This is a genomic window from Streptomyces fodineus (assembly GCF_001735805.1).
Lineage (GTDB): Bacteria > Actinomycetota > Actinomycetes > Streptomycetales > Streptomycetaceae > Streptomyces > Streptomyces fodineus.
This window is the reverse complement of the sequence record NZ_CP017248.1, coordinates 4,325,220-4,349,110: the sequence shown is the minus strand read 5'-3', so window position 1 is coordinate 4,349,110 and position 23,891 is coordinate 4,325,220. Positions and strand designations below refer to the sequence as shown.

General features: G+C 69.5%; 23 protein-coding genes. 17 read left to right on the top strand and 6 right to left on the bottom strand.

What is annotated here, in order from left to right; all coding sequences use genetic code 11:
• Position 1: 1 nt before the first annotated feature.
• Positions 2 to 1,027: a hypothetical protein gene (locus BFF78_RS18135; protein ID WP_418346758.1), complete on the bottom strand. Its 1,026-nt coding sequence runs from the start codon at positions 1,025 to 1,027 to the stop codon at positions 2 to 4.
• A gap of 50 nt (positions 1,028 to 1,077) precedes the next feature.
• Positions 1,078 to 1,692: a hypothetical protein gene (locus tag BFF78_RS18130; protein WP_227025866.1), complete on the bottom strand. Its 615-nt coding sequence runs from the start codon at positions 1,690 to 1,692 to the stop codon at positions 1,078 to 1,080.
• A 293-nt stretch (positions 1,693 to 1,985) separates the two neighbouring features.
• On the opposite strand from BFF78_RS18130, the gene BFF78_RS18125 reads away from it, so the two are divergent.
• The 5 genes from BFF78_RS18125 (at position 1,986) to BFF78_RS18105 (ending at position 8,388) form a co-directional block, all read left to right on the top strand.
• A complete protein-coding gene (locus BFF78_RS18125) occupies positions 1,986 to 4,943 on the top strand; it encodes a BTAD domain-containing putative transcriptional regulator (RefSeq protein WP_069779313.1) in 2,958 nt (985 codons plus the stop codon).
• Positions 4,940 to 5,716 carry a prepilin peptidase gene (locus BFF78_RS18120; protein ID WP_069779312.1) on the top strand — a complete coding sequence of 259 codons (777 nt, stop codon included), beginning with the start codon at positions 4,940 to 4,942 and terminating at the stop codon, positions 5,714 to 5,716. Before BFF78_RS18125 ends, BFF78_RS18120 begins: the two co-directional genes overlap by 4 nt.
• 71 nt (positions 5,717 to 5,787) lie before the next feature.
• Positions 5,788 to 6,987, top strand: a complete 1,200-nt coding sequence (gene mqnC, locus BFF78_RS18115) for a cyclic dehypoxanthinyl futalosine synthase (protein WP_069779311.1) — start codon at positions 5,788 to 5,790, stop codon at positions 6,985 to 6,987.
• 7 nt (positions 6,988 to 6,994) lie between these two features.
• On the top strand, positions 6,995 to 7,594 hold the full coding sequence (locus BFF78_RS18110; protein WP_069779310.1) for a hypothetical protein: 600 nt from the start codon (positions 6,995 to 6,997) through the stop codon (positions 7,592 to 7,594).
• A 98-nt stretch (positions 7,595 to 7,692) separates the two neighbouring features.
• On the top strand, positions 7,693 to 8,388 hold the full coding sequence (locus tag BFF78_RS18105; protein ID WP_069779309.1) for a demethylmenaquinone methyltransferase: 696 nt from the start codon (positions 7,693 to 7,695) through the stop codon (positions 8,386 to 8,388).
• A 19-nt stretch (positions 8,389 to 8,407) separates the two neighbouring features.
• Here the strand turns inward: BFF78_RS18105 and BFF78_RS18100 are convergent, their stop codons facing one another.
• The gene (locus BFF78_RS18100; protein WP_079161369.1) at positions 8,408 to 8,716 is read right to left on the bottom strand and encodes a PASTA domain-containing protein; all 309 of its coding nucleotides are present in this window, start codon (positions 8,714 to 8,716) and stop codon (positions 8,408 to 8,410) included.
• Between the two features lie 109 nt (positions 8,717 to 8,825).
• A complete protein-coding gene (locus BFF78_RS18095) occupies positions 8,826 to 9,344 on the bottom strand; it encodes a GNAT family N-acetyltransferase (RefSeq protein WP_069783648.1) in 519 nt (172 codons plus the stop codon).
• A gap of 97 nt (positions 9,345 to 9,441) precedes the next feature.
• On the opposite strand from BFF78_RS18095, the gene BFF78_RS18090 reads away from it, so the two are divergent.
• The gene (locus tag BFF78_RS18090; protein WP_069779308.1) at positions 9,442 to 10,734 is read left to right on the top strand and encodes a geranylgeranyl reductase family protein; all 1,293 of its coding nucleotides are present in this window, start codon (positions 9,442 to 9,444) and stop codon (positions 10,732 to 10,734) included.
• A 7-nt stretch (positions 10,735 to 10,741) separates the two neighbouring features.
• Here BFF78_RS18090 and def read toward each other — a convergent pair whose 3' ends face one another.
• Together def and BFF78_RS18080 are read right to left on the bottom strand one after the other, a co-directional pair.
• Positions 10,742 to 11,368 (bottom strand): peptide deformylase, encoded by a 627-nt coding sequence (gene def / locus BFF78_RS18085; RefSeq protein WP_069779307.1) that lies wholly within the window; start codon positions 11,366 to 11,368, stop codon positions 10,742 to 10,744.
• 151 nt (positions 11,369 to 11,519) lie between these two features.
• Positions 11,520 to 12,320, bottom strand: coding sequence for a C40 family peptidase (locus tag BFF78_RS18080; RefSeq protein ID WP_079161368.1), 801 nt, complete (start codon positions 12,318 to 12,320; stop codon positions 11,520 to 11,522).
• 743 nt (positions 12,321 to 13,063) lie between these two features.
• On the opposite strand from BFF78_RS18080, the gene BFF78_RS18075 reads away from it, so the two are divergent.
• From BFF78_RS18075 to nuoK, 11 genes are read left to right on the top strand one after another with little or no spacing between them, the layout of a single operon-like run.
• Positions 13,064 to 13,423 (top strand): NADH-quinone oxidoreductase subunit A, encoded by a 360-nt coding sequence (locus BFF78_RS18075; protein WP_003992243.1) that lies wholly within the window; start codon positions 13,064 to 13,066, stop codon positions 13,421 to 13,423.
• Between the two features lie 11 nt (positions 13,424 to 13,434).
• Positions 13,435 to 13,989: a NuoB/complex I 20 kDa subunit family protein gene (locus BFF78_RS18070; RefSeq protein WP_069779306.1), complete on the top strand. Its 555-nt coding sequence runs from the start codon at positions 13,435 to 13,437 to the stop codon at positions 13,987 to 13,989.
• The gene (locus BFF78_RS18065; protein ID WP_069779305.1) at positions 13,986 to 14,756 is read left to right on the top strand and encodes an NADH-quinone oxidoreductase subunit C; all 771 of its coding nucleotides are present in this window, start codon (positions 13,986 to 13,988) and stop codon (positions 14,754 to 14,756) included. The genes BFF78_RS18070 and BFF78_RS18065 overlap by 4 nt, the downstream gene beginning before the upstream one ends.
• On the top strand, positions 14,753 to 16,075 hold the full coding sequence (locus BFF78_RS18060; RefSeq protein ID WP_069779304.1) for an NADH-quinone oxidoreductase subunit D: 1,323 nt from the start codon (positions 14,753 to 14,755) through the stop codon (positions 16,073 to 16,075). Before BFF78_RS18065 ends, BFF78_RS18060 begins: the two co-directional genes overlap by 4 nt.
• On the top strand, positions 16,072 to 16,938 hold the full coding sequence (gene nuoE / locus BFF78_RS18055) for an NADH-quinone oxidoreductase subunit NuoE (protein WP_069779303.1): 867 nt from the start codon (positions 16,072 to 16,074) through the stop codon (positions 16,936 to 16,938). Before BFF78_RS18060 ends, nuoE begins: the two co-directional genes overlap by 4 nt.
• A complete protein-coding gene (nuoF, locus tag BFF78_RS18050; RefSeq protein WP_193433484.1) occupies positions 16,935 to 18,284 on the top strand; it encodes an NADH-quinone oxidoreductase subunit NuoF in 1,350 nt (449 codons plus the stop codon). The genes nuoE and nuoF overlap by 4 nt, the downstream gene beginning before the upstream one ends.
• Positions 18,281 to 20,785 carry an NADH-quinone oxidoreductase subunit G gene (locus BFF78_RS18045; protein ID WP_069779301.1) on the top strand — a complete coding sequence of 835 codons (2,505 nt, stop codon included), beginning with the start codon at positions 18,281 to 18,283 and terminating at the stop codon, positions 20,783 to 20,785. The genes nuoF and BFF78_RS18045 overlap by 4 nt, the downstream gene beginning before the upstream one ends.
• Positions 20,782 to 22,146: an NADH-quinone oxidoreductase subunit NuoH gene (gene nuoH, locus BFF78_RS18040; protein ID WP_069779300.1), complete on the top strand. Its 1,365-nt coding sequence runs from the start codon at positions 20,782 to 20,784 to the stop codon at positions 22,144 to 22,146. Before BFF78_RS18045 ends, nuoH begins: the two co-directional genes overlap by 4 nt.
• Positions 22,139 to 22,741 (top strand): NADH-quinone oxidoreductase subunit NuoI, encoded by a 603-nt coding sequence (nuoI, locus tag BFF78_RS18035; protein WP_069779299.1) that lies wholly within the window; start codon positions 22,139 to 22,141, stop codon positions 22,739 to 22,741. The genes nuoH and nuoI overlap by 8 nt, the downstream gene beginning before the upstream one ends.
• Complete coding sequence (locus tag BFF78_RS18030) at positions 22,738 to 23,580, top strand: NADH-quinone oxidoreductase subunit J (RefSeq protein WP_069779298.1); 843 nt, start codon at positions 22,738 to 22,740, stop codon at positions 23,578 to 23,580. The genes nuoI and BFF78_RS18030 overlap by 4 nt, the downstream gene beginning before the upstream one ends.
• On the top strand, positions 23,577 to 23,876 hold the full coding sequence (gene nuoK / locus BFF78_RS18025; protein ID WP_069779297.1) for an NADH-quinone oxidoreductase subunit NuoK: 300 nt from the start codon (positions 23,577 to 23,579) through the stop codon (positions 23,874 to 23,876). Before BFF78_RS18030 ends, nuoK begins: the two co-directional genes overlap by 4 nt.
• Positions 23,877 to 23,891 lie beyond the last annotated feature (15 nt).

Genomic DNA, 23,891 nt, shown 5'->3' with positions numbered 1-23,891 from the left:
CTCACCGGTTGACCGACTGGATCTCCTGGACGTTCATGTCCTGGGTGGTCTCGAAGGTGCCGTCCGGGAGGGGGCCGCCGCTGTCGCCGGTGCCCTTCCAGGTGATCTGCCAAGTGATACTTGCCTTCAGCTGGAAAGGGGTGCCGTTCGTGGCGCGCAGGTACTTGATGCCGCACGGCGGGGTCTTGTCGCCGTCTCCGTCGGTGTACGGCGTACCGATCGAGCCGTCGTCGTTGATCGTGCAGTCGCCTGAGGCGGGGAGGGTCGTGGCGTCCTCCGTGCCGGGGGCCAGGTGGAGGGCGACCGGTTTGGCGGTCGTCTCCGCCCAGAGGTTGGTCCGGGGGAGTTCCGCGCGGACCGTGATCGGCTGGAACCTGCCCTTGTCCAGCCAGACCCAAGTGGGCACGTTCACCGTGGACTTCGTGGCGGGTTTGAGCTCGATCTCGGTGTCGGGGACCTTGACCTGGTTGTAGGCGTACTCGGCAAGCATCTTCGGCGTGGGGGCGTGGGGGACCTCCGGCACGACGTCGGCGTCCTGCCAGAACATGATCCTTCCGCAGTCCCAGGATGCGGGGTCCTGGTCGTCGGGGGCGACACTGCGCCAGAAGTAGCCCTTCTTGCCTATGTTGTAGTTCTTGTACCCCGGGGCCGGCGACCAGGTGTCGTCGAAGTTCTTCTCGGGCTTGCCGTCCCGGTAGTGGTCGGTCCACAGCCCCTTGCCGAACCACGACTGATGGATGCCGACGTCACCCGCCCCGTCCGTCCTGTCGACGAAAGCCTTGAGCTCCTCACCGGTGAAGACAGGCTCGTACCAGCACGCCGGAGGCTTCCAGTTGACGTCCACCGAGGAGAGACCGCCGCGCTTACCACCGGTGGGTCCGCTCACCTGGCGGACCTTGATGTGTGAGTAGGTGGCGGAGGCGTAGATGTTCTTGTCGTTGGCTCCGCCGGCGGGTCCGGACGGCTTGTGTGTCGTGGTGTCGCCCGTGGGGCCGTCGGCATATGCGGTGCCACCGCTCCACACCATGAGCGTGACAACAGCCGTCGAGGTCAACCGTTGGGCGAGCGCCGGGGATTTCATGACTGGCACTCCTTCGCGTTGCCCACGACTTCGGCGACCTGGGCCCTCCAGGCATCGGAGGAACCCGACGGCGGGAACATGAGCAGACTGAACTTCTCGTAGCTGCCCAGGCTCTCCTTGGTGTACAGGATTTTGCCGGTTTTGATCTCCTTGCCGTAGAACTTCGCCTGGTTCCTGCAGAAGGCGACAAGGACGCGCTTGCCGCCACTCATCGTGGTGGCTTTGGCGTCGTAGTACTTGTCCGTCCCCGTGGCGGTCCATCCTCCCTTCACCCACGCCTGGATCTGCGACTTGGCGTACTGCGCGGCCTGGCCGCCCGAGTAGTACTGGTACGCCGGATCGTTCGGGTCCTGCTTGACGATGCCGTGCTTCAGCGCCCGGATGTAGTTCTCCGCGTCGGTGAGCGCTGCCGCCTGCTTCGCGTCGGACGGCTTTGTGAAGTCGAAGACCAGATTCAGGTCCTTCGGAACGCTGACATCCGGACCGTCCCCGCCCGTCGTGGCGGAGGACGAAGGGCTGCTCGACCCCCCGTCCGCCCCCTTGATGCCGTCCGTCCTGCCACCGCCGCCCCCGCCGCAGGCGGTGAGCAGCAGGGCTGCGGTTGCGGTCACGGTGGTGAGGATCAGGTTGCGGCGGGCCACAGTTGAGTCTCCCCCGGAGGTCGGTGTGTGTTGCAGGAGGCGAAAGTAGCAGGGGGGTATGACGGCCGCTTGTGGAGCAGCGGCAGGTTGTGTGGAAAGCGTGCAGAGTCGGCGAGTGGCGGCCGCAAAGGCGGCCCCCGCAGGCCTGGTTCACGTCGCCTGTCTCGCCTTTCCTTCGACGCTGTCAGTCCCAGTCAATAAGATCTCTGTACGCTCTCAGCAACCCGACCACATTTCCCGCCCATAGGACCCAGGACACCGCCATGGCGCGACGCAGCACATCAGGCTCGACGGGAAGCCCGACGGGCCCGCGGAATCGCACGCCTCAGCCGGTGCGCGTGCGCCGGCGTACGTTCGGGGACTTCGTCCTGGCGTTCCTCGCGTTCGTCGCCCTGCTGGCTCTCGTCGTCGGCGTACCCGGTGCGCTGGCCTTCTTCGTCGGCTGGCCCCTGCCGCACGGGATGCCGTCGCAGGACTGGCTGACGCAGGAGATCACCGTGCAGACCTTCCTGCACGTCCTCACCGTCATCGTCTGGCTCGCCTGGGCGCAGTTCACCGCCTGTGTGCTCGTGGAGGTCAGGGCCGCCCTCTCCGGCGTCGGTCTGCCGGGCCGGGTCCCGGGCGCCGGCCCCAGTCAGTTGCTCGCCCGGCAGCTCGTCACCGCGCTGCTCCTGGTCGGCGCCACCGCCGCCAGCCTCACCCCCGGGCTGTCGCAGCTCGGGCACAACTCCGGCCTGGAGGGAAACCACAAGGGCACGGTCGCGTCCGCCCAGAAGACCCCGGGGCAGCAGGGCGCCGCGGCCGTCGCCGAACACGTGGAGCACGTCGCGGCGCGGGCCAAGTCCGACAGCGGCAAGCACGGAGCCACCAAGTTCTACCGGATCCAGCCACCCGAGGGGCGCCACCACGACTCCCTGTGGGAGATAGCCCAGCGCCACCTCGGCGACGGCCGCCGGTACAAGGAGATCTACGAGCTCAACAAGGACCGTCTCCAGGCCGACGGTTCGCGCCTCACCGAGGCCAGCCTGATCCGTCCCGGCTGGATCATGGAGATGCCCGGCGACGCCCACGGTGGCGAACTCGTCGAGATGCCCGACGAGCACATCTCCCCGGCCGCGCAGCACCAGATACAGCAGTACGACAAGACCGGCCACCACGCCCACGGACAGCGGCAGCACGCCCAGGGCGGCGGCCACGTGGCCCGGCCCGAGCAGCGCGGGCCGGCCACGGGCACGGGCACGGGCACGGGCACGGGCACGGGTACGGGTACGGGTACGGGCGCCGACGGCGCCGGACAGCAGTCGCAGCAGCACGCCACCGCTTCCCAGGACCATTCCTTCGGCCTGTCCGAAGCCCTCGTCGGTGCCCCCCTGCTCGCCGCCGGTCTGCTCGCCGCCCTCGGCCACCGGCGCCGGCAGGCGCTGTGGCAGTCCGCGCTCGCCGCCGTCGGCGGCCGGCGCGGCATGGAACCGCCCACGCCGACCGGCGACGCCCAGAACGCCCAGGAGGCGCTGCTCGTCGGCGCCGACCCCGAGGCCGTACGGCTCCTGAACCGGTCGCTGCGCGGGCTCGCCGCCGCCCTCGCCGCCGAGTCCCGCCCGTTGCCCGTCGTCTACGCCGTCTGGCTCAGCCACGGCGACCTGCACCTGCAGCTCGCCCAGCCGTCCGGAAAGCCGCCGACGCCCTGGCGGCCGGGGCAGGACCAGACCTTCTGGACGCTGTCCCGCGCGGACGCCGAGCGCTACGACGACACCGACACCGCCGCTCCCTACCCCGGCCTGGTCAGCCTCGGCACCATGGACGGCTCCCGGCTGCTGCTCAACCTCGAGGCGGTGCCCGGCATCGTGTCGCTGAGCGGCCGTGAGTCCGACCGGGCCGCGGTGTTCGCCTCGGTCGCCGCCGAACTCGCCACCAACGGCTGGTCGGACCGCATGACCATCACTGTCGTGGGCTTCGGCGAGGACCTCACCGCGCTCGCGCCCAACCGGCTGCGCCACCTCGATGGCATCGAGGCGCTGATCGAGACCATGCAGGCCGAGACCCGGCAGCGGCGCGGCGCACTCGGCGCCGCCGGGCACGACTCCGTCCTCACCGGCCGCACCGGCCCGGCCCAGCACACCCGTTGGGCCCCGCACCTGGTGCTGCTGGCCGCCCAGCCCTCCGCCGAGGACGCGCGCAAGCTCGCCGAACTCGCCGCCGACGCAAGCCGTCTCGGCATCGGCTACCTCGTCGGCACGGAGACCGACGACCTGCCCGGCGCTGCCTGGGAGATGCAGATCACGCACGAAGGCAAGCTGCTCGCACCGCTCCTCGGGCTGGAACTGGACGCCCAGCTGCTGCCGGCCGCACAGCAGCGCGCGGTCGTGGAGCTGTTCGCTCAGGCAGATCCCGAACACGACCCGGACGGCCCGTCCAGCAGTCCGCCCTTCCTCGTCGACATCAGCGAACAGGGCCGGCCCGCGGTGTACGCGCGCCTGGTCGGGCCGTACGAGATCATCGGCCTCGACACCCCGGACGGCGACCGCAGCGCCCTGCTGCACGAGGCGCTCGCGCTCCTGCTCATGCACCGCGAGGGCGTCCACCCGCGTGTCCTGGCCTCCGCCCTGTGGCCGCGCGGTGTGACCGAGGACGTGCGTGACGCGCTCATCGAGCGACTGCGCGTCTGGCTCGGGAACGACCCTGACGGCAGCCCTCGCCTGAGCGTGGACGGGGCCGGCCGGCTCATCCTCGCCAAGGCCGTCGTCTCGGACCTGGACGTGCTGCGCTCGCTCTACCACGAGGCCACCCAGGGCAAGGGCGTCAACAGCCGTGCGGTACGCGGTCGCCTCCTGACCGATGCGCTGGTTCTCGTGCGCGGTCCGTTGCTCGCGGACCGCCCCGAGGGCCGCTACGGCTGGCTCACCCACGAGATCATCGATGCTCAGCTCCCGTTGCTCGTCGCGGACATCGGTCTTGCGCTCTCGGCGTTCCATATGGAGAGGAACCGCACGGAGAAGGCGATCGAGGCGCTCGAAGCGGCCCTGAGGACCGCTCCGGCGGACGAGCGCCTGTGGAACGAGCTCCTGCGGGTCATTCATGCCACCGGTGACTCGGACCGCCTGCGCGTCCGTGCCGCCGATTTCCTCTCCCGCAGCGGCGCCCGCGGCCTCCCGCCGCGCACCGAGGCCCTCCTCGACGAACTCGTGCCCACCTGGCGCGAGGGCATCGCCGCAGCCGGATGAGCGACGTGCTGCTGTGGGCCGCCGCCGCGCTGTGGGGCGCGGCGGCGGGAGCCCTGCTGCCCAGGGCCGCCTACCGCTTCGCCGTTCAGGCGGGGGAGGGGTGGCGCGATCGGTGTCCGTGGGGACACCCGCTCGGGGGCTGGCTCGGACCGACGCGCTGCGGGCAGTGCACGCGGGGCGGCGCGGGTTCCCCGGAGCCGCCGGCCGAGTCGTGCGATGTGGCCGCGCCGTACGCGCCCTCCGTCCTCCTGCTGTCCGCGGCGACCGCACTCCTGTGCGCCGCTCTCGCCGCCGCCACCGGGACTCGCCCGGAGCTGGGGGTCTGGCTGCTGCTCGCGCCGGCCGGGGTGCTGCTGGCCGTGATCGACCTCCGGGTGCAGCGGCTGCCCGACCCGCTGACCCTGCCCCTCGCGGCCGCCGCGCTCGGCCTGCTGGGCCTCGCCGCCTCGCTGCCCGAACACGCCGGCCACTGGCTCACCGCGCTGTACGGCGCTCTTGCTCTCGGCGCCGGCTATTTCGTGCTGTTCCTCATCAACCCCTCCGGCATGGGCTTCGGCGATGTGAAGCTGGCCGTGGGGATGGGCGCCGTACTGGGCTGGTACGGCTGGGCGGCGCTGATGCTCGGCGCCTTCGCCGGCTTCCTGTTCGGCGCGCTGTACGGCGGTGCGCTCGTCGTCGTACGGCGTGCGGGACGCAGGACGGCGATCCCTTTCGGCCCGTTCCTGCTGGCCGGGGCCCTCGCCGGGCTGCTGATCGGCGCGTACGCGGCCTGACGTCCTTACGGTGAAAGCGCTGGCGTAGGCTGGCTGAGTCCGTCCACAACCCTTGACGAAAGGGACGCCCGGTGCCCGAGAAGGCCGACCTCCAGTCCGTGCTCGACCGAGCCGCAGCGGGCGGACGCATCACGCCCGAGGAAGCCCTCGACCTCTACCGGGACGCTCCGCTGCACGCGCTGGGCGCCGCCGCCGACGCCGTACGCCGCCGTAAGTACGCCGGTGTCGAGCACATCGCGACGTACATCATCGAGCGGAACATCAACTACACGAACGTGTGCGTCACGGCGTGCAAGTTCTGCGCCTTCTACGCGGCCCCCAAGGACAAGGACAAGGGCTGGACCCGCGACCTGGACGACATCCTGCGCCGCTGCGCGGAGACGGTCGAACTGGGCGGCACCCAGATCATGTTCCAGGGCGGCCACCACCCGGACTACGGCGTCGAGTACTACGAGAAGCACTTCCGGGCCATCAAGGAGGCGTTCCCCCAGCTGGTGATCCACAGCCTGGGCGCGTCCGAGGTGGAGCACATGGCCCGCATCAGCGGTGTCCCGGTGGAAGAGGCCATCACCCGCATCCACGAAGCCGGCCTGGACTCCTTCGCGGGCGCCGGCGCGGAACTGCTGCCCGAGCGCCCCCGCAAGGCCATCGCCCCGCTGAAGGAGAGCGGTGAGCGCTGGCTGGAGATCATGGAGACCGCGCACAAGCTGGGCGTGGAGTCGACGTCCACCATGCTGATGGGCACGGGCGAGACGAACGCCGAGCGCATCGAGCACCTGCGGATGATCCGGGACGTACAGGACCGTACGGGCGGCTTCCGCGCGTTCATCCCGTACACCTACCAGCCCGAGAACAACCACCTGAAGGGCCGCACCCAGGCCACCCTCTTCGAGTACCTGCGGATGATCGCGATCGCCCGCGTCTTCCTCGACAACGTCCAGCACATCCAGGGCTCGTGGCTGACCACGGGCAAGGAGGTCGGCCAACTGTCGCTGCACTACGGCGCGGACGACCTCGGCTCGATCATGCTGGAGGAGAACGTGGTCTCCTCGGCCGGCGCCAAGCACCGCTCCAACCGCCTGGAGATCATCGACCTCATCCGCAAGGCCGGCCGCGTCCCCGCCCAGCGCGCCACGACGTACGAGCACCTCGTCGTCCACGACGACCCGGCGAACGACCCCGTCGACGACCGCGTGGTCTCCCACATCTCCTCCACGGCCATCGCGGGCGGCACGGCCCACCCCGAGCTGAAGCTGCTGCCGTCCGACTAGGCGCGCTGTGCTGACACTTCACTTCGCCGAGCGGTCTCCCGAGACGGCGGTTCTGGTCGACGGGGCGGCCGTCGCCGCCGTCGGCCCGTACGAGGAACTGGCCGCCGCCGAGCCCCGGGCCAAGGTGCGGCGTTGGCCCGGCATCCTCACCCCGGGGCTGCTGAATCCGTACGGTCCGGAGTTGCTGGAGGCCACCTACCACCCCGACCCCCGCGAGGCCGACGCCCTCGGTACCGAACCCATCGGCGGGCAGCGCGCCCGGGAGATCTTCCGCGGTGATCCCGCACGCCTCGGCGCGAGCGCGCGACGCGGGGTGCAGCGGATGCTGGCACACGGCACGGTGGCGGTGGCCGGGGAACTGCGGTCGCGGGCCGTGATCGACGCGGTGCGCAGGGCCGGGCTCGCGGTGGGGCAGCGGCCCGACCGCCTTCCGGGCCCCGCGGCGCTGTCCCCGACCCCGCTGATCCTGCTGCCGCGGCTCGTCCCGGGCGGGCCCGCCCGCTTCGCCGTGTTCGACGTCGCCGACCGCGCCGAACTGGTCCGCCGCGGCGCCGGCACCTGCGTGGCGACCGTGATCGGCGGGCGGTTGGTGTACCGGGGCCGCTGATCCCGGGGCACCGGACGGACCGGAGACCTTCGCCGGCCGAGCGGGCGTCGGCGAGGGCGCTTCCGGGGTGTCGTACCCCCTGCTGCCACAATGGGCGGGTGACCCGCGCTTCCCTGAACAAGCAGCCGCACGAAGTCGCCTCGATGTTCGACGACGTGGCGGAACGGTACGACCTGACGAACGACGTGCTGTCGCTCGGCCAGGACCGGCGCTGGCGTAAGGAGGTGGCGAAGGCGGTCGACGCGCGTCCCGCGCAGAAGGTCCTCGACCTGGCCGCCGGTACGGCCACGTCCTCACTGCCCTTCGCGCGCACGGGTGCGTACGTCGTCCCCTGCGACTTCTCCACCGGGATGCTCCAGGTCGGCAAGAGGAAGCACACCTGGCTGCCGTTCACGGCCGGCGACGCGACGCGGCTGCCGTTCAAGGACGACACCTTCGACGCGGTGACGATCTCCTTCGGGCTGCGCAACGTCCAGGACACGGACGCGGCCCTGCGGGAGATGTACCGGGTCACCCGGCCCGGCGGGCGTGTGGTGATCTGCGAGTTCTCGCACCCGACCTGGGCGCCCTTCCGCACCGTCTACACCGAGTACCTGATGCGGGCGCTGCCGGCGGCCGCGCGCGCGGTCTCCTCGAACCCGGACGCCTACGTCTATCTCGCCGAGTCCATCCGTGCCTGGCCCGACCAGCCCGCCCTGGCCGAACGGCTGCGCAAGGCGGGCTGGTCGAAGGTGGCCTGGCGCAACCTCACCGGGGGTGTGGTCGCGCTGCACCGGGGCTTCAAGGAGAGCTGAGCCCTGTCGGGCGGGGGGCTCACCGGTTGATCATCTCGAACGCGTCACCGGGCTCGTCGAGTTCGCGTTGGAGCCCGCTCATGGGCGGCCGCGGGATGCGTGGCTCGCGCACGCCCCCGCCGCCCTCTCCCTCACCGAAGTCGAACCACACGTACACCATCGACTCCCGCGGCACCTCGGCGCCGGGCTGCGGGTACTGGCGCACGACGTAGTCGACGACGGCGAGGTGGAAGTCCGGGCGGTCCGGCGCGTTGAGGAACAGGCCCCGCGCCCGGGCCGTTTCGCGCGCGTCCACGGCCATCAGTCCGACCAGCCGCGGCACGCGCACTTCGGGTGTTTTGGGTGTTATACGCACAGATGTCACCCCCAGCGGTACTGGAAGGGTAACGCTCGCATGCCCCAGCTGGAAGGCTACGGTGTCTTTCTGTGACAAGTGACTACTCTGTGTGATTGAGGCTGAGCCGGAAACAGAGAGCCCGCTCGTCCAGCGTGGGGTGCGGATAGGTCTCCGCCGGCTCCATGCCGAGTCGCCGGGTCACCGCGATCGACCGCTCGTTGCCCGGCCGGACCATCGCCACCAGCCGCGGCACCCCGGCCGTCCGCACCCGCTCGACCGTCTCGCGCGCGGCCGCGGTGGCATACCCCTTGCCCCAGTGCTTGCGGCCCAGCCGCCAGCCGATCTCTATCTCGCCGACCGGACCCCAGTCGGGCCGCCAGGGCTGCGCTCCGGTGAAGCCGACGACCTCCCCGGACTCGTCCAGCATGGTCCACAGGCAGAAGCCGAGTTCCGCGTCGTGCCGGCGCTGCCGCGCGGTGAGTTCCTCGTAGACCGACAGCGCGGCCGGTCTGCCGCCGTAGAACTCCATGACCTCGGGGTCGTCGAAGACCCGGTGCCAGGCGATCGCGTCCTCGTGGGTGGGAACGCGCAGCCGTACCGCGGGGAGGGGTCGGTTCACAGGGCAGCCCTTCAGCCGGGTGATCAATTCTGCTGAATAGACTGCCCATGTCCAGTGCCGGTCGGCACGCAGATTTCGAACTTGGGGAGATCCCACCGTGACCGTCGTGAAGGAGCCCCTCTCCGAGAACACCGCCGACGTGATCGTCGTCGGCGCGGGGCCGGCCGGCTCCACGACCGCGTACCACCTCGCCAAGGCCGGTCTCGACGTCCTGCTCCTGGAGAAGACCGAGTTCCCGCGCGAGAAGGTGTGCGGCGACGGCCTCACCCCGCGCGCGGTCAAGCAGCTCGTCGCCATGGGCATCGACATCTCCGAGGAGGCCGGCTGGCTGCGCAACAAGGGCCTGCGCATCATCGGCGGCGGCTCCCGCCTCCAGCTGGACTGGCCGGATCTCGCCTCCTACCCGAACTACGGACTGGTCCGCAAGCGCGACGACTTCGACGAGCAGCTCGCCCGCAACGCCCAGAAGGCGGGGGCGCGGTTGTACGAGCGCTGCAACGTGAGCGGGCCCGTCATCGACGACCGCACCGGCCGCATCACCGGCGTCACCGCCAAGCTCGGTGAGGACAAGCGCGAGGTCACCTTCCACGCGCCGCTCGTCGTCGCCGCCGACGGCAACTCCACCCGCCTGTCCCTCGCGATGGGCCTGCACCGCCGCGAGGACCGCCCCATGGGTGTCGCGGTGCGCACGTACTTCACCTCGCCCCGCCACGAGGACGACTACCTGGAGTCCTGGCTGGAACTGTGGGACCGCCGCGGCGCCCAGGACCGGCTGCTGCCCGGCTACGGCTGGATCTTCGGCATGGGCGACGGCACGTCGAACGTCGGCCTCGGCGTCCTGAACACCTCCGCCTCCTTCAAGGAGCTGGACTGGCGCGAGATCCTCAAGGCCTGGTGCGCCTCCATGCCCGAGGACTGGGGCTACACCCCCGAGAACATGACCGGCCCCATCCGCGGCGCCGCCCTCCCCATGGCCTTCAACCGCCAGCCCCACTACACGCGCGGCCTGCTGCTCGTCGGCGACGCCGGCGGCCTGGTGAACCCCTTCAACGGCGAGGGCATCGCCTACGCCATGGAGTCCGGCCAGATCGCCGCCGACGTCATCGTCCAGGCCCACGCGCGGGCCACGCCCGCCCAGCGCGAGATCGCCCTGCAGCGCTACCCGCGCGTCCTGAAGGACACCTACGGCGGCTACTACACCCTCGGCCGCGCCTTCGTGAAGCTCATCGGCAACCCGAAGGTCATGCAGATCGCGGCCCAGCGCGGTCTCACGCACCCGATGCTGATGAAGTTCACCCTCAAGCTCCTCGCGAACCTCACCGACCCCACGGGCGGCGACGCGATGGACCGCATCATCAACGGCCTGAGCAAGGTGGCCCCGAAGGCGTGAACCTCCGCTAGGCCCGGCTCAGCTCCTCGGCGCGGGCGGCCCGGCGGGCGAACACCTCGTCCCGCCGGTCCGCCATCTGCCGCAGCGCGTCCTTTTTCCCCCGCTTGGAGAGCCGGTCCAGGTAGAGGTGGCCGTTGGTGTGGTCGGTCTCGTGGATGAGGCAGCGCGCGAAGTACCCCGTGCCCTCGATGACGACCGGACTGCCCTCCTTGTCCTGCCCGCGCACGACGGCCCGGTCCGGTCGCGGTACGGCCATCACGGCACCCGGCACCGACAGACAGCCCTCGTCCTCGTCCAGGAACCGCCGCCCGCTCGTGGGCGTTTCGAGCACGGGATTGACTACGTGTCCGACATGCCGGACTCCTGTGTCATCGGGGCAGTCGTACACGAAGAGCCGTAGATCGACCCCCACCTGATTCGCCGCCAGTCCCGCTCCTTCGGCGACATACAGGGTGCGGAACATGTCGTCGATGAGTGCGGCGAGGCCGGGCCCGAACTCCGTGACGTCCCGGCACGGCTTGTGCAGGACCTCCTCGCCGACCTCGGTGACCCGGCGCACGGCACCACGCCCGGCCTCGGGGGCGTGGCGGGGGTAGTAGTCGGCGGGCCTTGCCTGCACGAACACGCGGGGCATGACGCGGTCTCCTTCGCTCATGGACGGACCGCCGGACGGCGGCCCGAGCAGAGCATGTCAGGAGCGGCGCTCCCAGGCGCCGGGAACGACGCAAGGGTCGCTGCCCCCGAGCGGCTGCGGCCCTACGCGCGTTGTACGGCGGGTGGAGTGCTCAGAGCACCCGCACGGCGCCGGTCGGCGGGTCGTACGACAGCGGCTTCTCCACGATGCCGGTGGAGGGGTTCTGAGCGCCGACGAACATGCCGTCGCCGACATACACCGCCACGTGGTACGCGCTGCCCGCGCTGCCCCAGTAGAGGATGTCACCCGGCTGCAGGTTGCTCAGCGAGACCTGCGTGCCGGCGGTCGACTGGTCCTGGGAGACGCGCGGCAGGCTGACGCCGATCTCCTTGAAGGCGGCCTGCACCAGGCCGGAGCAGTCGTAGGCGCTCGGGCCGGAGGCGCCCAGGACGTAGGACTTGCCGATCTGCGCCTTCACGAAGGAGATGACGGACGCGGCCGAACCGGTCGCCGTGGACGTGCTGCCGGAGTCCGACGTGGCGGCGAGCGTCGTACGCTCGGCGTTGCGCGAGGCGCGGGCGGCGGCTTCCTTGCGGGCGGCCTCCTCGGCCTTCTTCTTCGCGTCGGCGGCCTTCTGCTTCGCCTCCGCGAGGTCCGCCTTGGCCTGCTTCGCGGCGTTTGCGGCGGCCGCGTCACGCTCGGCCTGCAGCTGGTAATTCGCGGCAGCCTGCTGGGTGGCGTCCGCGGACTTCGCCGCCTGGGTGGCCAGGTCGGTCGTCAGGGTGGGCAGTTCGAGGGTCTGCGTCACCGGCTCGGCAGCGTTCGCCGCGCCGGACGCCCCGGCGACTGCCAGGGTGCTGAGGACGCCACCGGCAACTCCGGCCCGCATCGCGAGGGTGGACGCGCTGCGGCGGGGCTTCCGGTGGCTGCGTATGTGAGCGGTGTGGGACATGGGGATAACGGGTACCAGGGGCTCCTTCATATCTTCAAGAAACGTGTGCTGCGCCACAGTTGCTCAATCGAGACTTCAAATCCCGGGCGTGTCGCTCTTTATTGACGCCGTAACGGACATTGCGGACGCACGTGATCAAGCCCTTGATCACGGTCTTTGATCATTACGTCCGATTCGCCCCCCGCTTACCACTGGTTGCGGTCGTTGGCCAAGCCCGGTTCTCAGGGATCTCTCATCGATGTGGCGGAGGTCACGGAACGGTTACCGGAAGCGTGGCGTCCTTCGCGCGTGGAGCTCGTGAACGCGTGCACGCATCCGCACCCGCGTCCACGCCGCGTCCCGCCCTACCCCTGATGTGTGAACGCGCCCCTCTATCAGGCGGTCGCGTCCAGCGCCAATTTGCATGCAGCGGAAGTCTCTTGATATTGAGACGAGCTCTCCGGCCTGCGATGACGCGTGAAAATGTCACTTCTGGTGATCAACTGAACGCTTCGCGTATGAAGATCACCCATCATCCGACTTCATGATCCTTCGTCAGGTGGTGGAGATCACAAAGCTCGAGTAATACGCCGTGTCGCAGATCACAGAGTGGCGGGCATAAGATGCGTGGCAGTTGGGCTTGTGACCTGCTTCACATGTTCTCGATCTTCGCCGGGACGAGCGGGGCTCGTGGGACCGGTGAGGCGGCTGTGAGTCCAGTGCAACCGCCAGCAGTCAGTGCCGACTGAGAGGAGCGAGGAGCGGTGAACGCGTATGCGCCCATCCTCGTACTGGGAGCCCTCGGGGCAGGCTTTGCGATCTTCTCCGTGGTCATGGCCACGCTGATCGGTCCGAAGCGGTACAACCGCGCCAAGCTCGAGGCCTACGAGTGCGGTATCGAGCCGACCCCCACGCCGGCCGGCGGCGGGCGCTTCCCCATCAAGTACTACCTGACGGCGATGCTCTTCATCGTCTTCGACATCGAGATCGTCTTCCTCTACCCCTGGGCCGTCACCTTCGACGCCCTGGGGATTTTCGGGCTCGTGGAGATGCTGCTCTTCGTGCTCACCGTCTTCGTCGCGTACGCGTATGTATGGCGGCGCGGCGGCCTGGAATGGGACTGAGGGGCCTAGACATGGGACTCGAAGAAAAGCTGCCGAGCGGCTTCCTGCTGACCACCGTCGAGCAGGCCGCGGGCTGGGTGCGCAAGGCGTCCGTCTTCCCGGCCACCTTCGGCCTTGCCTGCTGCGCCTTCGAGATGATGACCACCGGCGCCGGCCGTTACGACCTGGCGCGCTTCGGCATGGAGGTCTTCCGCGGCTCACCACGCCAGGCGGACCTGATGATCGTCGCCGGCCGGGTCAGCCAGAAGATGGCGCCGGTGCTCCGGCAGGTCTACGACCAGATGCCCAACCCGAAATGGGTGATCTCCATGGGTGTCTGCGCCTCCTCGGGCGGCATGTTCAACAACTACGCGATCGTCCAGGGCGTCGACCACATCGTTCCCGTCGACATCTACCTCCCGGGCTGCCCGCCCCGTCCCGAGATGCTGATGGACGCGATCCTCAAGCTCCACCAGAAGATCCAGTCCTCCAAGCTCGGCGTTAACGCCGAGGAAGCCGCCCGCGAGGCGGAGGAGGCGGCGCTCAAGGCCCTGCCCACGATCGAGATGAAGGGGCTGCTGCGGTGAGCGACGCGAACGGCAACAGCGCAGGCGGCGCGAACGGCTCCGCGAACGGGGTGAACCCCGAGAAGGACCTCTCCGCCTCCAACCTCCCCGGCCAGCGCGGCCAGGGCGGCGAGGAGATCCGCGTCCAGCGCGGCATGTTCGGCGCCAACAACGGCGGTGACACTTCCGGCTACGGCGGACTGGTCCGCTCGGTCCGACTCCCGGGACCGGCGAGCAGGCCCTACGGCGGCTGGTTCGACGAGGTCGCCGACGAACTCGAAGGCGCCCTGGAGGAACAGGGCCTCCTCCCGGAGAGCGCCATCGAGAAGACGGTCGTCGACCGCGGTGAGATCACCTTCCACATCGAACGCGAGTACCTGGTCCGAGTGGCCCGCACCCTGCGCGACGACCCGGCCCTGCGCTTCGAGCTGTGCACCGGCGTCAGCGGCGTCCACTACCCCAACGACAAGGGCCGCGAGCTGCACGCCGTCTACCACCTGCGCTCGATCACCCACAACCGGCTGATCCGCCTCGAAGTCAGCGCCCCCGACGGCGACCCGCACATCCCGTCGCTGTTCTCCGTCTATCCGACGAACGACTGGCACGAGCGCGAGACCTACGACTTCTTCGGAATCGTCTTCGACGGTCACCCGGCCCTGACCCGGATCATCATGCCGGACGACTGGCAGGGCCACCCGCAGCGCAAGGACTACCCCCTCGGCGGCATCCCCGTCGAGTACAAGGGCGCCCAGATCCCGGCTCCGGACCAGCGGAGGTCGTACTCGTGAGCACATCGCAGGCATCCCCGCGCGAGACCACCGAGGGCACCGTCTACACGGTCACCGGTGGCGACTGGGACGAGATCGTCCAGTCCGCGGCCCGCGCCGACGACGAACGCATCGTCGTCAACATGGGTCCCCAGCACCCCTCCACCCACGGGGTGCTCCGCCTGATCCTGGAGATCGAGGGCGAGACCGTCACCGAAGCCCGCTGCGGCGTCGGCTACCTCCACACCGGCATCGAGAAGAACATCGAGTACCGCACGTGGACGCAGGGCAGCACCTTCGTCACGCGCATGGACTACCTCACCTCCTTCTTCAACGAGACCGCCTACTGTCTCGCCGTGGAGAAGCTCCTCGGCATCGAGGACCAGGTCACCGAGCGCGCCACGATCATCCGGGTGCTCCTGATGGAGCTGAACCGGATGTCCTCCCACCTGGTCGCCATCGCCACCGGCGGCATGGAGCTGGGCGCCACCACGATCATGATCTACGGCTTCCGTGATCGTGAAATGATTCTCGACCTCTACGAGCTCATCACGGGCCTGCGGATGAACCACGCGTACATCCGCCCCGGCGGCCTCGCCCAGGACCTGCCGCCCGGCGCGGTGGACCAGATCCGCGAGTTCGTGAAGAAGATGAGGAAGAACCTCCCGGAGTACGACAAGCTCGCCACCGGGAACCCCGTCTTCAAGGGCCGCATGCAGGACGTCGCCTACCTCGACCTGGCCGGCTGCATGGCCCTCGGCGTGACCGGCCCCATCCTGCGCTCCGCCGGACTGCCGCACGACCTGCGCAAGACCCAGCCGTACTGCGGCTACGAGACCTACGACTTCGACATCCCGACCGCCGACACCTGCGACGCCTACGGCCGCTTCCTGATCCGCCTGGAGGAGATGCGCCAGTCGCTCAGGATCGTCGAGCAGTGCCTGGACCGGCTCCAGCCCGGACCGGTCATGGTCGCGGACAAGAAGATCGCCTGGCCCGCCCAGCTCGCCCTGGGACCGGACGGACTCGGCAACTCCCTCGACCACATCAAGAAGATCATGGGCACCTCCATGGAGGCCCTGATCCACCACTTCAAGCTGGTCACCGAGGGCTTCCGGGTCCCGCCGGGACAGGTCTACACGGCCGTGGAGTCACCCAAGGGCGAACTCGGAGTGCACGCCGTCTCCGACGGCGGCACCCGCCCCTACCGGGTCCACTTCCGCGACCCGTCCTTCGCCAACCTGCAGGCCTTGGCGGCGATGTGTGAGGGCGGCCAGGTGGCCGACGTCATCGTCGTCGTCGCGTCCATCGACCCGGTTTTGGGAGGCGTCGACCGGTGAACACCTCTTCTTCCGAGCGCGGCGTCAGCCTGGGCATGCCCGAACTGCCCGCGCCCGCCTACCCGGACGACGTCCGGGCCCGGCTGGAGACGGACGCGCGCGAGGTGATCGCGCGCTACCCGGACTCCCGGTCCGCCCTGCTGCCGCTGCTCCACCTCGTGCAGTCGGAGGAAGGCCATGTCACACGCACCGGAATGCAGTTCTGCGCGGACATGCTGGACCTGACCACGGCCGAGGTCACCGCCGTCGCCACCTTCTACACCATGTACCGGCGCAGGCCGTCCGGTGACTACCAGGTCGGCGTGTGCACCAACACCCTGTGCGCGGTGATGGGCGGCGACGCGATCTTCGAGAGCCTCCAGGAACACCTGGGCGTCGGCAACGGCGAGACCACCGACGACGGCAAGGTCACCCTGGAACACATCGAGTGCAACGCGGCCTGCGACTACGCGCCAGTCGTGATGGTCAACTGGGAGTTCTTCGACAACCAGACGCCCGGCAGCGCCAAGCGCCTGGTCGACGATCTGCGCGCGGGACGGCCCGTACAGCCCACGCGCGGGGCGCGGCTGTGCACGTTCAAGGAGACCGCGCGGGTTCTGGCCGGCTTCCCCGACGAGCGGCCCGGGGCCGTCGAGGAGGGCGGCAGTGCGGGACCGGCGTCGCTGGTGGGCCTTCGCCTGGCAAGGGGAGAGGCCGCACCCGCGCGCGTGGTCCATCCGCGCGGAGGTCCGCATGAGAAACCGCACGACAAGGTGCACGAGCCGTCGCCGGCCGAGCACCTCAGTTCCCATGACGCGCCGCAGGAGACATCAGCCTCCGACCCAGCCCACCCGGCAGGGCCTACCGCCGAGGAGGGGGAGTGATGACCGTGGCAGCCGAACTCAAGGACACGAGCCCCGAGAAGCTGCTCGCACCCGTGCTGTCGGCCTTCTGGGACGAGGACCGGTCCTGGACGCTGGACGTCTACCGGAGGCACGAGGGGTACGAGGGGCTCCGCAAGGCGCTGGCCATGTCACCGGACGACGTGATCGCGTACGTCAAGGACTCCGGTCTGCGCGGCCGCGGCGGCGCGGGATTCCCGACCGGAATGAAGTGGCAGTTCATTCCGCAGGGTGATGGAAAACCGCACTATCTAGTTGTCAACGCCGACGAATCGGAGCCCGGGACCTGCAAGGACATCCCGCTCCTCTTCGCGAACCCGCATAGCCTCATCGAGGGCATGGTGATCGCGTGCTATGCCATCAGGTCGTCGCATGCCTTCATCTATCTGCGTGGTGAAGTCGTCCCCGTTCTGCGGCGGTTGCACGAGGCCGTGCGCGAGGCCTACGCGGCGGGCTACCTCGGCGAGAACATCCTGGGCAGCGGGCTCGACCTCCAGCTCACCGTGCACGCGGGCGCCGGCGCGTACATCTGCGGTGAGGAGACCGCACTGCTCGACTCGCTCGAAGGCCGCCGTGGTCAACCGCGGCTCCGTCCCCCCTTTCCTGCTGTCGAAGGGCTCTATGCCTGCCCGACTGTTGTGAACAACGTCGAGTCGATCGCGTCGGTTCCCGCCATCCTGCAAAACGGGAAAGATTGGTTCAGGTCGATGGGCAGCGAGAAGTCCCCGGGCTTCACGCTCTACTCGCTCAGCGGCCACGTCGCCAGCCCCGGCCAGTACGAGGCCCCGCTCGGCATCACCCTGCGCCAGCTGCTCGACATGAGCGGCGGGATGCGGGCCGGCCACCGCCTGAAGTTCTGGACGCCGGGCGGCTCCTCGACGCCGATGTTCACCGACGAGCACCTCGACGTCCCTCTTGACTACGAAGGAGTGGGCGCCGCCGGTTCCATGCTCGGCACCAAAGCCCTGCAGTGCTTCGACGAGACGACCTGCGTGGTGCGGGCGGTGACCCGATGGACCGAGTTCTACGCCCACGAGTCCTGCGGCAAGTGCACCCCCTGCCGCGAAGGGACGTACTGGCTGGTGCAGCTGCTGCGGGACATCGAGGCCGGCAAGGGCGTCATGTCCGATCTCGACAAGCTGAACGACATCGCCGACAACATCAACGGCAAGTCCTTCTGCGCCCTCGGCGACGGCGCCGCGTCCCCGATCTTCTCCTCGCTGAAGTACTTCCGCGAGGAGTACGAGCAGCACATCACGGGCCGGGGCTGTCCCTTCGACCCGGCCAAGTCGACGGCCTGGGCGGACCGCCCGGAGGTGAACGCATGACCGTGACCACCAGTGCTCCCGCGGGCGGGGGAGAGGCGGCGGTCCCGCCGGAGGACCTCGTCACGCTGACGATCGACGGCGTCGAGATCAGCGTGCCCAAGGGCACCCTGGTCATCCGGGCCGCCGAGCAGCTCGGCATCGAGATCCCCCGGTTCTGCGACCACCCCCTGCTCGACCCCGCCGGCGCGTGCCGCCAGTGCATCGTCGAGGTCGAGGGCCAGCGCAAGCCGATGGCGTCCTGCACCATCACCTGCACCGACGGCATGGTGGTGAAGACGCAGCTCACCTCGCCGGTCGCCGAGAAGGCCCAGCACGGCGTGATGGAACTGCTGCTCATCAACCACCCGCTGGACTGCCCGGTCTGCGACAAGGGCGGCGAGTGCCCGCTGCAGAACCAGGCCATGTCGCACGGCAACGCCGAGTCCCGCTTCGACGGCAAGAAGCGCACCTACGAAAAGCCCGTACCGATCTCCACGCAGGTGCTGCTGGACCGCGAGCGGTGCGTGCTGTGCGCCCGCTGCACCCGGTTCTCCAACCAGATCGCGGGCGACCCGATGATCGAGCTGATCGAACGGGGCGCGCTCCAGCAGGTCGGCACCGGCGAAGGAGACCCGTTCGAGTCGTACTTCTCCGGCAACACCATCCAGATCTGCCCGGTCGGCGCGCTCACCTCGGCGGCCTACCGATTCCGCTCCCGCCCCTTCGACCTGGTCTCCTCGCCGTCGGTCTGCGAGCACTGCGCCGGCGGCTGCGCCACCCGCACCGACCACCGGCGCGGCAAGGTCATGCGGCGGCTCGCCGAGAACGACCCCGAGGTCAACGAGGAGTGGATCTGCGACAAGGGACGCTTCGCATTCCGGTACGCGCAGCTCAGGGACCGCCTCCAGACCCCGCTGGTCCGTAACGCCGACGGTGTCCTGGAGCCCGCCTCCTGGCCGGAGGCGCTGGATGCAGCCGCGCGCGGGCTCACCGCCGCCCGCTCCCGGGCAGGTGTCCTCATCGGCGGCAGGCTGACCGTCGAGGACGCCTACGCCTACAGCAAGTTCGCGCGCGTGGCGCTCGACACCAACGACATCGACTTCCGCGCGCGCGTGCACAGCGGCGAAGAGGCAGACTTCCTTGCCTCCCGGGTGGCAGGCCGCGGCCGTGACCTCGACGGTACGGGCGTCACGTACACCTCCCTGGAGAAGGCGCCCGCCGTCCTGCTGGTCGGCTTCGAGTCGGAGGAGGAGGCGCCCGGCGTCTTCCTGCGGCTGCGCAAGGCCTGGCGCAAGCGCAAGCAGAAGGTGTTCGCGCTGGCCACGCACGCGACCCGAGGCCTTCAGAAGGCGGGCGGCACCCTGCTGCCGGCCGCGCCGGGCACCGAGACCGAGTGGCTGGACGCCCTCGCGAGCGGCGCCGACCTGGGGGAGCCCGGCACACGCGCCGCCGAGGCCCTGCGCACCGAGGGCGCGGTCATCATCGTCGGCGAGCGGCTCGCCGCGGTCGCCGGGGGCCTCACCGCCGCGGTACGCGCGGCCGGCGCGACCGGCGCCGAACTGGTGTGGATCCCGCGCCGGGCCGGGGAGCGCGGCGCCGTCGAAGTGGGCGCCATGCCGTCACTGCTGCCGGGCGGTCGCCCGGCGACCGACCCGCGCGCACGGGAGGAGGTCGCCGCAGTCTGGGGGCTCGCCGAACTGCCGCTGCGTTACGGCCGCGACACCCACCACATCGTCGAGGCCGCCGCCACCGGCGAACTGTCGGCACTGGTGGTCGCCGGTGTGGAGGTCGCCGATCTGCCCGACCCGGCACGCGCGCGTGAAGCACTCGACAGCGTCGGCTTCCTGGTGTCGCTGGAACTGCGGCCCAGCGAGGTCACCGCACACGCTGACGTCGTCCTGCCGGTCGCCGCGGTCGCCGAGAAGGCGGGCACCTTCCTCAACTGGGAAGGCAGAGTCCGGTTCTTCGAGGCCGCCCTCAAGCCCGACCAGATGACCCGCCGCCTGCCGCCGACCGACGCGCGCGTGCTGCAGATGTTGTCCGACGCCATGGACGTCCATCTGGGCCTGCCGGATCTGCGCACCACGCGCGCGGAGATCGACCGGCTCGGCTCCTGGGGCGGCCCGCGCGCCACCGAACCTCAGGAGTCCGCGGGCGCGCTGCCCCGTCCGGCCGTCGGCGAGGCCGTACTCGCCGGGCACCGCCTGCTGCTCGACCAGGGCGTCCTGCAGCAGGGCGACGAGGCGCTCGCCGGAACCCGGCACGCCGCCCACGCGCGCGTGTCGGCGGCGACGGCCGACGAGGCGGGCGTCGAGGACGGCGGCCTTCTCGCCGTCACCGGACCGTCCGGCACGGTCGAACTCCCGCTGGAGATCACCGAGATGCCCGACCGGGTGGTCTGGCTCCCGCTGAACTCCGCCGGCGCCGGCGTCGCCTCCGACACCGGGGCACAGCCCGGTTCCCTCGTCCACATCGGCCCGGCGGCACTCGCCGAAGAGGCCCCCAAGGAGGTGGAGGCATGAGCCCGTACCTCGCAGCTGAAGACCTCTCGATGTTCGGCCGCGACCCCTGGTGGCTGGTCGTCATCAAGGCGGTGTTCTGCTTCGCCTTCCTGATGGTGACCGTGCTCATCTCCATCGTCATGGAGCGCAAGGTCATCGCCTGGATGCAGCTGCGCGTCGGCCCCAACCGGCACGGCCCCTGGGGCATGCTCCAGTCGCTCGCCGACGGTGTGAAGCTGATGCTCAAGGAAGACATCATCGTCAAGCGCGCGGACACCGTGGTGTACGTCCTCGCGCCGATCGTCGCGGCCATCCCGGCCTTCATGGCGATCGCGGTGATCCCCTTCGGACCGGCCGACAACGAGATCTCGATCTTCGGCCATCGCACCACGATGCAGCTCACCGACCTGCCGATCGCGGTGCTCTACATCCTCGCGGTCGCCTCCATCGGCATCTACGGCATCGTTCTTGCGGGTTGGAGTTCTGGATCCACCTACCCGCTCCTCGGCGGCCTGCGCTCCTGCGCGCAGATGATCTCCTACGAGATCGCCATGGGCGCCGCGTTCGCCTCCGTGTTCCTCTACTCGGGGTCGATGTCGACGTCCACGATCGTGGCGCAGCAGCACGACCGCTGGTACATCCTGCTGCTGCCGGTCTCGTTCATCCTCTACATCGTCACGATGGTCGGCGAGACAAACCGTGCCCCCTTCGACATGCCGGAGTCCGAGGGCGACCTGGTCGGCGGCTTCAACACCGAGTACTCGTCCATCAAGTTCGCGATGTTCATGCTCGCCGAGTACGTGAACATGGTGACGGTCTCGGCCGTGTCGACCACGCTCTTCCTGGGCGGCTGGCGGGCTCCCTGGCCGATCAGCACCGCCTGGGCGGGCGCCAACCACGGCTGGTGGCCGCTGCTGTGGTTCGTGGCCAAGGTCGTGCTGCTGCTGTTCGTCTTCGTCTGGCTGCGCGGCACACTCCCGCGCGTCCGCTACGACCAGCTGATGAAGCTCGGCTGGAAGGTTCTCATCCCGGTCTCCGTCACCTGGCTGATGCTGGTGGCGACCGTACGGGCCCTGCGCAACGAGCACTACGACTTCGCCGACATCGCCCTCTACGTGGGTGGCGGTGTGCTCGCCCTGCTGCTGATCTCCTTCGTCGCCGACATGTTCCGGGAGAAGGCCAGGACGGCCGAACAGCCCGCCGCCGAGCAGGCCGGATTCGACCCGATGGCCGGTGGGTTCCCGGTGCCGCCGCTGCCCGGTCAGGAGCTGCCGCCCGTGCCCAGGCGCCGACCGCGCCGGGAGCGGGAGCTGATTGTCAGTGGCGGGACGGACACTGTCAGTGACGGATCTTCGGATGGAAAGGAGGCGTCGGATGGCTGAAGAGCCCAAGGAGACCAAGCCCGGTTTCCTGAACCCCGTGGCCGGCTTCGGCGTGACCTTCAAGGCCATGTTCAAGAAGCGGCTGACCGAGCAGTACCCGGAGCAGAAGAAGACCACGGCTCCGCGGTTCCACGGACGGCACCAGCTCAACCGCCATCCGGACGGCCTGGAGAAGTGCGTCGGCTGCGAGCTGTGCGCCTGGGCCTGCCCCGCCGACGCCATCTACGTGGAGGGCGCCGACAACACCGACGAGGAGCGCTACTCGCCGGGCGAGCGGTACGGCCGCGTCTACCAGATCAACTACGCCCGCTGCATCCTGTGCGGCCTGTGCATCGAGGCGTGCCCCACGCGCGCGCTGACGATGACCAACGAGTTCGAACTGGCCGACTCCAGCCGCGCCAACCTCATCTACACCAAGGAACAGCTCCTCGCCGGCCTCGAAGAGGGCATGGTCGACACGCCCCACGCGATCTTCCCGGGCACGGACGAGCAGGACTACTACCGGGGCCTGGTGACGCAGGCCGCGCCCGGCACGGTCCCCCAGGTCGCGGTCTCCAAAGGCGAGAAGCCAGACGACGAGGAGGTGGACGCATGAGCCCGCAGCTCGCCGCCTACACGACCTCGACCGGTGAGGCCTTCCAGTTCTGGGTCCTCGGCACCGTCGCGGTGATCGGCGCCCTGGGTACCGTCTTCATGAAGAAGGCCGTGCACAGCGCGCTCTGCCTCGCCGGGACCATGATCGTCCTGGCGGTGTTCTACCTCGCCAACGGCGCCTACTTCCTGGGAATCGTGCAGATCGTCGTCTACACCGGCGCGATCATGATGCTGTTCCTGTTCGTGGTGATGCTCGTCGGCGTCACGGCCGCGGACTCCCTGAAGGAGACCATCAAGGGGCAGCGCTGGCTGGCCCTTCTGTGCGGGGTCGGCTTCGGCGTCCTGCTGTTCGCCGGCATCGGGAACGCCTCCTTGAAGGAGTTCGCCGGCACCGGCCGGGCGAACGCGAACGGCAATGTGGTGGGCCTCGCCTCCCTCATCTTCACCAAGTACGTCTTCGCCTTCGAAATCACCGGCGCCCTGCTGATCACGGCCGCCGTCGGCGCCATGGTGCTCACCCACCGCGAGCGCACCGAGCGGGCCAAGACCCAGCGCGAACTGTCCGAACAGCGGGTCCGCGAGGGCACGTACGTACCGCCGCTGCCCGCCCCCGGCGTCTACGCCCGGCACAACGCGGTGGACATCGCGGGCCTGCTCCCCGACGGCACCCCGTCCGAGCTGACCGTCAACAAGACGCTGCGTGAACGCGGCCAGATCCGGGACGTGTCCGCGGAGGCGCTCAATGACCTACGGGCGCTCGAGCAGCGCGCGGAGGAACGCCTGGAGCGCAAGCCGATCGAACCGGCGACGTTCAAGCGGCCCGAGGAGGCGTCGAAGTGAACCCGGTCAACTACCTGTACCTCGCCGCCCTGTTGTTCACGATCGGTGCGACCGGCGTACTGATCCGGCGCAACGCCATCGTGGTCTTCATGTGCATCGAGCTGATGCTGAACGCCTGCAACCTCGCGTTCGTCACCTTCTCCCGGATGCACGACAACCTCGACGGCCAGATCATCGCCTTCTTCACGATGGTCGTCGCCGCCGCGGAGGTCGTGGTGGGCCTCGCGATCATCGTGTCGCTGTTCCGTACCCGCCACTCGGCCTCGGTCGACGACGCCAGCCTGATGAAGCTGTAAGGGGTCGGAAGAATC